The following is a 12,328-nucleotide window of genomic DNA, read 5'->3' on the forward strand; positions in this document are numbered from 1 at the left end:
TAAAAAAGCGCCTCAAACGAACTGAGGCGCTTCTGCATTATTTCTTTTCTTCATTATTTAATTTGTCATCGAGTTCTGGTTTTTCTCCTTTGAACTTTTTAGTGTCCACATCATAATTTTCATCATTAGTCAAAACTTCTTCATGTTCTTTATATTGATGTTTCCTAGTATCTGTTCGATGATCTGCCCCGCCCTGTTTCGGATTCGGGTTTTTCTGGGTTTGATTATTCTTCTCCATAATTCCTAGTTTTTTAATGATTCTTAAAATTACTTCAAATGGAATAGTCTTTCTTATATAATCATTTTTAAAAATTATAAAATAAAATGGCTCGCTTGTATCGGGTAGTATTTGTTTTATTTCGAAAATCCGTTAAATATCGCGCTTTTCCTATTAGTTTAATTTATTAAAAGCCAATAAGAACAGCTTCAAAAGCAAGTGGCATATTATTAGAGAACAATCGCTTAAACTTTAAAAATTTAAAATCATGAGCTTGTATCCACTTCAAAAAACCGCACTTGTTATTATTGATCCTTTTAATGATTTTCTTTCTGAAGGAGGAAAATTATTTCCTGTAACAAAAGAAACTGTTGAAGGAAATAATGTAGTCAGTAACATAAAAAAACTATTAACAGCGGTGAGAGAAAAGAAAATTCAGGTGATTTATGCACCGCATCGCCACACTCAAAAAGGCGATTACTTGAACTGGAAGTTTATGGCCTTCGCATTCAGGAAGTAATAATATTACTTTGTTTGAGAAAGATTCATGGGGAGCCGAATTTCATCCTGATCTTATTATGCAAGAAGGTGATCTTATTGCTCAAAATCATTGGACTGCAAGTGGTTTTGCCAACACTGATTTAGATTTCCTTTTACGCCAGCACGATATTGACCATATTGTTATTGTCGGCATGAGAGCCAACACCTGTATCGATTCAACTGCGAGATTCGGAGTCGAATTGGGTTATCACGTCACTTTAATAAAAGATGGAATTGGCGCTTTTAATTGGGAAGAAATTCGAGTAACTGTAGAAACTAATTTTCCTAATTACGGTCATGTTCTTTCTTCTACAGAGGAGTTTATAAACAATATTAATCTTTAAAAGATATTCCTTTATGTTCCGAAAACTTTCAAAAAGCTTTAGCTAGTTTGTAGAAATAGCTCCAATAGTGAAAAGCATAGTTTAAATACTTCAGATAACGTAACTTTGTAGCTCAATACAATTGTGAGTTAGAATATGTGGACCATATGTAAGGAATGCCAGGGACAAGGCAAAATAAATCGCGGACTCAGTAAAAAAACGCAACGCCGTTACCAATCGGAATTGGCTTTGTACGAGCAATCGCAAAGTACGGCTCCGGCGCCTATTCGTCCTAAAGCGCACTTACATCCCTGTTTAAATTGTTCAGGATCGGGATTAATTCAGTCTGAAAACTATCTGGAACCAGATTCCACAAAACCTCACGTTGCCATAATTGGCGCTGGTATTGGCGGCGTTGCTTTGGCTGTGGCGTGCTTGCATCGCGGAATTCCTTTTACAATTTACGAAAGAGATACGCATTTTGATGCTAGATCTCAAGGTTATGGACTTACATTACAGCAGGCAAGCAAAGCCATGAACGGTTTAGGAATTACTTCTTTAGGCGGTGTAATTTCGACAAAACATATTGTTCATAATACAGAAGGAAAAGTACTCGGCGAATGGGGAACCAGAAAATGGTTAGAAGAAGAAATTAAAAATCCGGCAAAACGCACCAACATACACATCGCAAGACAATCACTTCGCTTAGCGCTTTTGGAGCAGCTCGGAGGAAATAAAAGTATACAATGGGGACATCAATTATTAAATCTTACCGCATCTGAAAATGATGTTGAATTGAATTTTCAGGCAAATGGAGAAATAAAAACGGTAAAAGCTGATCTTGTTGTTGGTGCAGACGGTATTAGAAGTGCTGTGAGAAAAATTATAATTGGCGAAGATGCAACTCCGCTTCGCTATTTGGACTGTATTGTAATATTAGGAATTTGCCCTTTGAGTGCTCTCGAAGACGTTTCGAGTCCGTTATTGGATTCTGCAACCGTTTTTCAGACTGCAAACGGCAATGAGCGAATTTACATAATGCCTTACACAGCAGATTCTGTAATGTGGCAGCTAAGTTTTCCTATATCCGAAAAAGAAGCCAAAGAACTGAGCGCAAAAGGTGCAAAAGCGCTTAAGGAAGAAGCCTGTCTCAGAACAAAATGGCACGCTCCTATTCCGCAGATTTTAGAAGCGACACCAGAAAATTTGATTTCTGGCTATCCTGTCTACGATCGCGAATTGCTGCATTCCGAATTATTACAAAAAAATAAAAACATTACTCTAATTGGCGATGCCGCACACCCAATGAGTCCGTTTAAAGGGCAAGGCGCCAATCAGGCTTTATTGGATGCCTTAAAATTAGCCCGAAAAATTTATAAAGGATGCCATACGCAATCACAATGGAGAACAATCGGACTAAGAGAACGTGTATTGAATGATTTTGAAACTGAAATGCTAGAACGCAGCGCTGCCAAAGTAAAAGATTCTGCAGATGCAGCGCAATTTTTACATTCTGAAATTATACTTCGCGAAGGCGATGAACCTCGGGGAAGATGTCTTAAGAGAGAGGAAAGATTATAGAAGAAAGAGGAAAGTGTAGAACTTGCTTCAGTCTTAATAAGTCTCATCTTTTTTATACGAAAGATAAATTGTAGAGACGCACCGCAGTGCGCCTACGTCCAGCATATCCACAAAAAAAAAGGCTGTCTCAATTGGGACAGCCTTTTTTATAGGGTTATTTTTTACTCATAAACGTGAAAATTAAACAATAATTTAATATTATTTTATAACAAAATCCGACACGATAGTTTTAATTTTATATTCTCATTTACAAACACTTATAAATAATTGCACCATGAAAAACATACAAATAAACTTCAGTCCAAACAATGAAACCTGTACAGACCGAACTTTGGTTTGTAGTGGTGATAATAACGAATTAATATTTCGTAAAACTTATGTAGGAGATTGGGGAGATTGGGATGAAAAACCCGAAAATGCTTTAAAAGACCAACCTCTTTATCTGGATCAAAATTCAAGTTATACCAGCGCGGTTTAAACTAAATAACTGGAAAATTTAAGCAGTGCAATTCTAGCAATTTAGGCTAGTACACTAATTGTATTGCTTAAATTTTCTTTGTTTATAAAATCTAGGATAAATTCTTTTACTTCATTGCTTGCTTCTGTTCTGGTTGCAAATGAGTTAATGTAAAATTCATCATCCTTATCGCTAATATGAATAATTTCTGTGTAGCCTTTTGTAATTAAACTGCCTTTTAGCTTAATTAAGTTTACCTGCTGTTTTCCATCAAGTTCCTTGCGAACCTGTAATTTTATAGCTCTTTCCATATTCAAAATATTTTAAATAATTAACTATCATTCAGTTACTAAATTTAAAACATTTAATCTATCGAAATCAGATTTTAACACAGTCCGCAACGCATTATTTATCAACATATTATAAACATTCCTCTCTTTTTTGAAAAGAAATGCAAAAGACCAGTAAAATCGGGCCTTTTCAAACTAGAGGCTAATAACAATAGCGGTGTAAGAATTAATTTTAGCACTATTTTAAACATACCTAAACTCAAATTTATCTATTAAGTTGTCTTGTATTTTTCTTGTTCTATATTCTATAAAAGATTTCTTAACAAAAAATAGACTTCTACTTTGTTTATTTTGTCTAAATTTGGTTATCGTCGTTTTTCTAGACGATATAGAAAATTAAAAGTTTCCTATTTCAATCCCAAATATGTCGTAATGAAAAAAAATCTAGTCATAATTTTTTGGGCACTCTATATGCTCTTTTTTGCAATTCCGTTTCCAATGATCCTTTATTATAGCATTAATAGCGAATTTGATGTTACTACTTTAAAAGATAAAGATCCGTATTGGGCATTAGGATTTGTTCTCTTGTCTATTCTGCTTTGGTTAACCCTTTTACTTGGTTATTTCAAAAAATGGATTGTGCAGGTTTTTATTACCAAAAACAATCTCGAAAAAATTAAACGAAACGGATTACGCCGTGAAGCAGAGATCATAAGCTCCAAAAAAACGTCTAAACCCAATTCCCGATTTGATGATTACGAACTCAAATTGTCTTTTAAAAATCTTGCCAATACAGAAATCACGTATCAAACTTCTATTACAGATACCAAACCTCTGGAAAAGCGTTTTGAAAAAGGAAAACGAATTACGCTATTGCTAGACAGAGATATGAAAAACCCTCCTTATTTTGTAATTTCTTTAGCCTCTGCAACGCTTTACAAAAAAGGTTTTATTTTAAGAATATTGGGCTGGGTGCTTTTTACTTCATTGGTGCTTTTTTATTATTTCTTTTCATATAAAACAGAAAACCATGGCATGGGCTGGCGCTTTATGTCTATTGGGCATCCGCTAATTATAATTCCAGTCGTTCTTTTATTTTATCGCGTATTGATCCGTTTTATATTTAAAAAATTGACTGGTTTAAATCACGATGCAGATGCGCTTAAATTTAAAGGAGTAAAAACACAGGCAAAGGTTACCCATGTGGGCGAAACAGGAACCTATATAAATGAACATCCTGTAATGCGTTTTAAGCTTGAATTTATGGACACTAAAAATAGATTGCATCAAAATACTTTAAAAAAAACAATTGGCTTTTTGGATCTTGATATGACCAAAAAACAGTTCGTGGATATTTTTTACGATCCAGAAAATCCTAAAGACATTGCACTCGCAAGTGATTTAAACCATATATAATTCCTTGGATGCAATTATATTAAAAGTGTAACTTTGAGTAAGATAGCACGAAAATAAAACGGATTTGCTTCGTAAAACGCGATAACGAATCTGCCGAATCAGCGTCAAAATTTATAATATTTTAATTACACCCAACGGGTATATATAATAATGAAAAAAGTAATTTTAGTAATAGTCTGCCTCTTTCTTTTTAGCTGCGAGCAAATCACAAAAAGTATTGACGACACGTTAAAACCTAATGATTCTGTAGCAGAAAAAGAAATAGAAAATACGCCATCAGTTTCTGTACAAAGCGAAAAAACAGCAACCAACCTTCTGACAGATATACCAACTTTAAAAAAGGCAGAAGAAGAATTGAAAAAATTGCCGCAATACAAAGGAAAAAAAATGTTTGTTTACTCAATGCTTTATTTTTATAATGACGGACGTATAAATGCCTTACTGCAACATCCTGAAAATCCAAAATATATTGACACCTATGAATTTAAAGACGGAAAATGGTCTGAACCAATACCACTTCAAGTATCTATTCGTGATGATATAAAAGGGCGATTGGTTTCTTTAAACAAAATTAGTTTTGCAAATGCAGCGAAAGTGGCCCAAATTTACAATGAAAAAGCAGAGGAAGTCGAAGGGGCGCAACCTACAACAAGCGTCTACATTTCTATCTGGAAAAATGAGGTAAAATGGTATCCTACAACCATAAACGGAAGCCGCGAGCGCTATTTGATACAATTTAATGAAGACGGAAGTTTAAAAGAATTTAAACAAGATTAATACAAAATGCTAAACGTAAATGTTTAGCATTTTTTGTATCAATATGTTTCATTAACGATCATCTTCTATAAAATAGGTTCCAGCTCTCCTTTGCCATTCGAAAAGATTTCATAGTAGTCTTTTTATATAAAACCAACGAGTATTTCATAAAATAACGAAATATCGTAAATAAAAAAACAGCTCCTTTTCAACAAACCCTTTAAAATTAAGGCACTGCGAATAAGGCATGCTAATTGGCAATAGTATTTTCATCTAAATAATAATTTAAAAATCCTGAACATTATGAGACCATCAGCAATTCCGTTTTCGGGTCGAGACCCCGCCTTTTGGATAAAAGAAAAAAACAGCTTCTGCTTTAAAAAGCAAAAAATTTAAGGCTGTTTTTCACTTCTTAATCTAGGTTAATCGATCGAGATTTATTTCTGTAATAAGTTTGCATCAGAAACCTAATAACAATACAAATAAAACAATCTATTTGTTAAAAAATTAAATACAATCACAAGTTATTCAAATATTTTAAAATAAAATTAATCCTAAAATCAAAAAATCATGAGCACATTTACAGTAAAAGACGGAACACAGATTTATTACAAAGACTGGGGAACAGGACAGCCAATTGTTTTTCACCACGGATGGCCTTTATCAAGCGATGATTGGGACGCACAAATGATGTTTTTCCTTCATAAAGGTTATAGAGTTATTGCACACGATCGCCGCGGACATGGGCGTTCTAGCCAAGCTTCTGAAGGAAACAACATGGAAACTTATGCATCTGATATCGCTGAATTGACTGAATTTTTAGACTTAAAAAATGCTATTCACGTTGGACACTCAACTGGAGGCGGTGAAGTAATTCGCTACGCAGCAAAATACGGAAAAGGACGTGTAGCAAAAGCAGTAATCATTAGTGCTGTTACACCAATAATGATTCAAAACGAATCTAATCCAGAAGGAGTTCCATTGTCAGTTTTTGACGAAATCAGACAAGGAACAGCATTTAACAGAGCACAATATTTCTACGATTTCCCTATCCCATTCTACGGATGGAACCGCGAAGGACAAACTGTTCAAGAAGGAATTAAACATAATTGGTGGCGTCAAGGAATGATGGGTTCTGTTTTGTCTCATCATGATGGAATTAAAGCATTCTCAGAGTCTGATTTCACTGAAGATTTAAAAAGCTTAGACATTCCAGTTTTAGTATTGCACGGAGAAGACGACCAAATCGTTCCTTATGCTCAAGCTCCTAGAGCAGCAAAATTGTTGAAAAACGGAAAATTAATTTCTTACCCAGGTTTTCCTCACGGTATGCCAACTACAGAGGCAGATACAATCAACAACGATATTTTAGATTTCATAAAATAATCCATAATCACTACCTGTAAAGATTCATTTACAGGTAGTTTAATCTTCTCAATTATGAGTTTTTTCCAACAACCCTCTTTTGATACCGTTACCGAAGCTTTGCAATGGCTAAGTACACAAGGTTTTACAGAAAACTTTAATCTTGACAGCAATTGCATTCGATACAACAATAATACACAGAGCATGTCACCAGAAGAATTCAAAATTGAATATTTATTCCGTTTTGAAGGAGACACCGATCCTGGAGATGAAGACATTGTGTATGGGATTAAATCTGAAATATACAATATCAAAGGTGTTTTAACGAGTGCTTTTGGAATCTATGCCGATTCAATTTCTGCCGAAATGATCAAGAAATTGTCTACACATTAATTCTAAAAAAAATCACGATATATCGCTAATAATCATTCGATTCCATTAGCCTAACCAATAAAAAATCTTAAAAACAAAATAACTATGAAACCATCAGTTAACTTATTATCACCAGACAATCACGCTTTAGTCCTAATCGATTTTGAAGGACAAATGGCTTTTGCAACACACAATATTCCGGTAAGCGAATTGCGTACTAATGTAGCAATTGTGGCTGGTGCATCAAAAATTTTTAATGTAGCAACAGTAGTAACTACAGTTGCAGAAGAAAGCTTCTCTGGGCCTGTTTTTCCTGAAGTCGAAGAATTTTATCCAATTGCAACTTCTGGATACATTGACAGAACAACAATGAATACTTGGGAAGACGAAAACGCTTACAAAGCTATTGTAGCAAAAAACAAAAAGAAATTAGTTCTTGCTGGGCTTTGGACAGGCGTTTGCATTGTAGGACCTGCTTTATCAGCAATCGAAGAAGGTTACGAAGTGTATGTTATTACCGATGCCTGTGGTGATGTTACTGCCGAAGCTCACGAGCGTTCTGTACAAAGAATGATTCAAGCTGGAGTAATTCCGATTACTTCTATCCAATATTTATTAGAGCTTCAAAGAGACTGGGCACGCGAAGCAACTTACGGTCCTGTTACTTCTTTAATGAAAAAATATGGCGGTTCTTACGGAATTGGTATTCACTATGCTCATAACATGTTGAAACACTAATCGCACTAATTCATTTTATTATAAATCTCTTACGCTTCATTATGTTGGAATCATCAAAATCCATAGTATCCAAAATCCTTTTCATAGCTATTGTTTCTTTTCTTTTAATGGGAAACACAGCATCAGCTCAAAGTTTTAAGCTGTTGCGTTATGATGAAAATTATGAATTCTTAAAAGATTCAAATAGAAACTTTTACGAACGATTAAAATTCATTCCGTTAAACAAAGAAAAAGACATTTATATGTCAATTGGCGGTGAAGCCCGATATGAATACGTTGATTTCAACAATGAAGACTGGGGAAGATTCAATATTGGACACAACAATTTCTTACTGCAGCGCTACGATCTTCATGCCGATGTGCATTTAGGAAAACGCGTTAGAATATTTGCCCAATTGAGAAGCGCCCTAGAAGATGGCCGTGCAAACGGAGCTCGCGGTATAGATGAAGACCAGCTGAATGTGCAGAATCTTTTTGTAGATGTAAATGTCTGGCAGCAAAAAGACAAAAAAATAACCATTCGCGCCGGAAGACAAGAATTGGATTATGGTTCTGGAAGGTTAATCTCTGTTAGAGAAGGTCCAAATGCAAGACTTTATTTTACAGGAGGAAAACTGATGTATACTTCGTCAAGAGTTTCAATAGATGCATTTGCTATGATGGCAGACACGGTTCACACGGGAGTTTTTGATAATAAAATGTCCAAACAGCTTAATCTTTGGGGAGCATATTCTAAAATAATTTTCCCAAAAGCAGGAAATCTCGATCTGTATTATCTCGGGTTCAGAAGAGATGAGTCTGTTTTTGAAGAAGGAATTGCTCCTGAAAGAAGGCATACCATAGGATCTAGATTATGGAAATACGGCGGCGGTTTTATTTACAATCTCGAAGCGGCTTATCAATTCGGAACTTTTGGTTCTGGAAATATCAATGCCTGGACTGGATCTGTTGATATTGGATATATGTTTGAAAACGTAAAATTTAAGCCCACCATCAATCTTAGAAACGATTACATCTCAGGAGATCAAAATCAAGGCAACGGAGATCTTCAGACCTTTAATCCGCTATATCCAAAAGGAGGCTATTTTGGTTTTAGTCCGCAAGTGGGACCGGTAAACCTTATCGATATTCATCCTTATGCAACGTTGGACTTACTTTCGAATTTAAAGATGCAGGTCGATGTGGTTTTAAACTGGAGATATTCAACACAAGACGGAGTTTACAGACCAAGCGGAATCCTCAACCTTCGCGGAAGCGATTCTGACGAAAGATATATTGGAACGGCCTATCTCGCCAATTTTACCTATAACGTAAACAAATATATTTCGGTTGTCAGCGGTATTCAGTATTTCAAAACAGGTGCTTTTATCAATGACGTGATTCCGAACTCAAAAGACGGAGTTTTCTTTAACGCTCGTCTTGGATTTAAATTTTAATGGCAAAAATATACTGACGCTAAATTAGAACGCGGATTACGCGGATTTGCTATCGCAAAGACGCTGATAAAAACGGATTTATTAAATATAATCATAAAAAAATCTGTGTAAATCCGCGTCTTTGCGATAGCAAATCCGTTATATCCGCGTCAAAACTTATACACTTGAAAAATAAAAAACAACACTAAACCCTTAACCATGAAAACAAACACTTCAGCATACAGATTTAGATTTTCGCATCTGTTTCTTTTAATTATAACATTTGCAGGCGCTCTTAGTAACAATGCTTTTGCCCAAACAGCTTCAATCGGTTCTACTACAACTTGGGGGAAAGTAGACGGAATTGCAGTAAACGGATTGGTTCAGGGACCATCTGCAGCAGAAGCTGATTTACAAGTTGCCTGCGTTTTTGAATACACAGAGGGTGATATTTTCAATCCTCCTGCCCTTCCTGCCAACTTAAACGGAATGATACACTTAGACGACGCATTAAAAGGTATTATTACCGAATTACGAAAAAGCGGTAAATTTACGGGGCATTCGCTTGAAACTTTATTGATTACGCCTCCAAAAGGCACTTTAGCAGCTAAACAATTATTATTAATCGGATTGGGAGACCGCAACAAATTTACACCCGATTTAATGATTAGTGTTGGAGGCACTGCCATGCGCGAAGCTTTACGTTTAGGAGTTTCTAATTATTCTTTTGCAAGTGATATTAAAGATGCCGGGATTGATTCTCCAACCGCTCTTGTAGCCGAAAATGTAGTTTTAGGTTCTTTTGAAGCGTATAGAACTCAGACGTATTTGAAAGACAAAAAATTAGCAGAATACAAACCTTTAAACAAAATAATCTTATTGGCTGGCCCTGCTTTTTATACAGTTGCAGGAGAGGGAATAAAAAGCGCCATTGCAAAGTTGAACGCTAAATAATCGAAATTATGAAAGCAGATTTAATTTTATTCAACGGAAAAATTTATAGTTTCAACGCTGAGACTCCAAATGTAACAGCCGTTGCCATCAAAGACGGAAAATTTATTGCTGTTGGAAACGATAGCGACATCATGGCTTTTGCATCTGAAGAAACCAAAATAATTGATCTTCAGAACAAAAGAGTCGTTCCTGGAATCAACGATTCGCACATTCACCTTATTCGAGGCGGATTAAACTATAATTTAGAATTGCGTTGGGATGGCGTTCCTTCTTTGGCAGACGCGCTTCGAATGCTGAAAGAACAAGTAGATCGCACTCCAAATCCGCAATGGGTTCGTGTGGTTGGCGGTTGGTCTGAGTTTCAGTTTGCAGAACGCAGAATGCCGACTTTAGAGGAAATCAATGCGATTGCACCCGATACTCCAGTTTTTATTCTGCATTTATACGACAGAGCGATTATGAACAGAGCGGCTTTGAGAGCAGTTGGTTATAATAAAAATACGCCTGCCCCTCCGGGAGGACATATCGAACGCGATTCAAACGGAGAGCCTACGGGACTTATTATTGCGACTCCAAATGCTATGATTTTATATTCGACTTTGGCAAAAGGTCCAACGCTTTCGTACGAGCACCAGATTAATTCTACTCGTCATTTTATGAAAGAATTGAACCGTTTCGGAATCACAAGCGTGATTGATGCAGGAGGCGGATTTCAGAACTTTCCAGACGATTATAAAGTGGTGAATGAATTGAACGAAAAGAAACAATTGACGGTAAGAATTGCCTACAATCTTTTCACTCAAAAACCAAAACACGAATTTGAAGATTTCTCCGATTGGATCGATACCGTAAAATTATATCAAGGAAACGATATGTACCGTCACAACGGAGCTGGTGAAATGTTAGTTTTTTCTGCTGCTGATTTCGAAGATTTCCTTCAGCCAAGACCAGATCTTCCAGAAAATATGGAAGCCGATCTAGAAAAAGTTGTTCGTCTTTTGGTAGAAAATCGTTGGCCTTTCAGATTGCATGCCACTTATAACGAAAGCATTACAAGATTTTTGAATGTCTTCGAAAAAATCAATCAAGATGTTCCTTTCAACGGACTTCCTTGGATTTTTGATCACGCCGAAACTATTGATGAAAGAAACATCGAACGTGTAAAAGCTTTAGGCGGCGGAATCGCAGTTCAAAGCAGAATGGCGTATCAAGGAGAATATTTCACCGATCGTTACGGAGCAAAAGCAGCTGAAAACACGCCGCCAATCAAAAAAATGATTGAAATGGAAGTTCCTGTTGGCGCAGGTTCAGACGCGACACGTGTGAGCAGTTATAATCCGTGGGTTTCTATGTATTGGATGACCGTTGGAAAAACTGTTGGAGGATTGCAATTGTACAACGAAACGAGATTGAACAGACAAACGGCTTTAGAATTGTATACTAGAGGAAGCGCTTGGTTTTCGCAGGAACAAACTAAAAAAGGAGATATTAAAGTGGGAATGTTCGCCGATTTAGCGGTTTTAGATCGCGATTATTTCACCATTGACGACGAAGACATCAAAAAAATCGAAGCTGATTTGACTATCGTAGACGGAAAAATTGTGTATGCTAACGGAGATTTTTCTTCGTTTTCACCGCCTCACATTCCGATCTTGCCAGACTGGTCGCCAACGAATATTTACAACGGATATCCAGTAAGAAGCAGTTTCCAAAATGCTATTGAAAAAAACGCAAAAGCAGATGCAAAACCAAAACTGACTTCACAGATTCATAGCTGCAGCGGAAGTTGCGATGTTCACTTGCACAATCACGATGCTGCAAGAATGAGCAATGTTCCTGTAAACAATTACAATGCATTCTGGGGCGCTTTAGGCTGTTCTTGCTTTGCTTTCTAAATTTTAAAG

General features: G+C 36.1%; 14 protein-coding genes. 12 read left to right on the forward strand and 2 right to left on the reverse strand.

The annotated features are described in order from the left end of the window. Positions 1-37: 37 nt before the first annotated feature. Complete coding sequence (locus J7574_RS12350) at positions 38-238, reverse strand: hypothetical protein (protein WP_290968555.1); 201 nt, start codon at positions 236-238, stop codon at positions 38-40. A 247-nt stretch (positions 239-485) separates the two neighbouring features. On the opposite strand from J7574_RS12350, the gene J7574_RS12355 reads away from it, so the two are divergent. The 4 genes from J7574_RS12355 to J7574_RS12370 all read left to right on the forward strand — a co-directional run bounded on the left by J7574_RS12355 (position 486) and on the right by J7574_RS12370 (position 3,139). After that, positions 486-737 (forward strand): isochorismatase family protein, encoded by a 252-nt coding sequence (locus tag J7574_RS12355; protein WP_290968558.1) that lies wholly within the window; start codon positions 486-488, stop codon positions 735-737. A 10-nt stretch (positions 738-747) separates the two neighbouring features. Beyond that, positions 748-1,101, forward strand: a complete 354-nt coding sequence (locus J7574_RS12360) for a cysteine hydrolase family protein (protein ID WP_290968561.1) — start codon at positions 748-750, stop codon at positions 1,099-1,101. 135 nt (positions 1,102-1,236) lie between these two features. After that, positions 1,237-2,661, forward strand: a complete 1,425-nt coding sequence (locus J7574_RS12365) for an FAD-dependent monooxygenase (protein WP_290968564.1) — start codon at positions 1,237-1,239, stop codon at positions 2,659-2,661. Positions 2,662-2,935: 274 nt separating this feature from the next. Further along, the gene (locus J7574_RS12370; RefSeq protein ID WP_290968567.1) at positions 2,936-3,139 is read left to right on the forward strand and encodes a hypothetical protein; all 204 of its coding nucleotides are present in this window, start codon (positions 2,936-2,938) and stop codon (positions 3,137-3,139) included. A 41-nt stretch (positions 3,140-3,180) separates the two neighbouring features. Here J7574_RS12370 and J7574_RS12375 read toward each other — a convergent pair whose 3' ends face one another. Next, on the reverse strand, positions 3,181-3,429 hold the full coding sequence (locus tag J7574_RS12375) for a hypothetical protein (protein ID WP_290968570.1): 249 nt from the start codon (positions 3,427-3,429) through the stop codon (positions 3,181-3,183). Between the two features lie 411 nt (positions 3,430-3,840). On the opposite strand from J7574_RS12375, the gene J7574_RS12380 reads away from it, so the two are divergent. The 8 genes from J7574_RS12380 to J7574_RS12415 all read left to right on the forward strand — a co-directional run bounded on the left by J7574_RS12380 (position 3,841) and on the right by J7574_RS12415 (position 12,319). After that, positions 3,841-4,824 (forward strand): hypothetical protein, encoded by a 984-nt coding sequence (locus J7574_RS12380; protein WP_290968573.1) that lies wholly within the window; start codon positions 3,841-3,843, stop codon positions 4,822-4,824. A 150-nt stretch (positions 4,825-4,974) separates the two neighbouring features. Continuing rightward, positions 4,975-5,601 carry a hypothetical protein gene (locus tag J7574_RS12385; RefSeq protein ID WP_290968575.1) on the forward strand — a complete coding sequence of 209 codons (627 nt, stop codon included), beginning with the start codon at positions 4,975-4,977 and terminating at the stop codon, positions 5,599-5,601. Between the two features lie 549 nt (positions 5,602-6,150). Continuing rightward, on the forward strand, positions 6,151-6,966 hold the full coding sequence (locus tag J7574_RS12390; RefSeq protein WP_290968578.1) for an alpha/beta hydrolase: 816 nt from the start codon (positions 6,151-6,153) through the stop codon (positions 6,964-6,966). A 54-nt stretch (positions 6,967-7,020) separates the two neighbouring features. Beyond that, positions 7,021-7,338 (forward strand): phosphoribosylpyrophosphate synthetase, encoded by a 318-nt coding sequence (locus J7574_RS12395; RefSeq protein WP_290968581.1) that lies wholly within the window; start codon positions 7,021-7,023, stop codon positions 7,336-7,338. A gap of 84 nt (positions 7,339-7,422) precedes the next feature. Continuing rightward, positions 7,423-8,055 carry a hydrolase gene (locus tag J7574_RS12400; RefSeq protein WP_290968584.1) on the forward strand — a complete coding sequence of 211 codons (633 nt, stop codon included), beginning with the start codon at positions 7,423-7,425 and terminating at the stop codon, positions 8,053-8,055. A 107-nt stretch (positions 8,056-8,162) separates the two neighbouring features. Further along, entirely contained in the window at positions 8,163-9,491 is a 1,329-nt protein-coding gene (locus J7574_RS12405; protein WP_290968587.1) for an alginate export family protein, read from the forward strand. Positions 9,492-9,689: 198 nt separating this feature from the next. Further along, a complete protein-coding gene (locus J7574_RS12410; protein WP_290968590.1) occupies positions 9,690-10,424 on the forward strand; it encodes a M17 family peptidase N-terminal domain-containing protein in 735 nt (244 codons plus the stop codon). Between the two features lie 8 nt (positions 10,425-10,432). Continuing rightward, entirely contained in the window at positions 10,433-12,319 is a 1,887-nt protein-coding gene (locus tag J7574_RS12415; RefSeq protein ID WP_290968592.1) for an amidohydrolase, read from the forward strand. Positions 12,320-12,328 lie beyond the last annotated feature (9 nt).

The organism is Flavobacterium sp., from assembly GCF_017744675.1.
Classification (GTDB): domain Bacteria; phylum Bacteroidota; class Bacteroidia; order Flavobacteriales; family Flavobacteriaceae; genus Flavobacterium.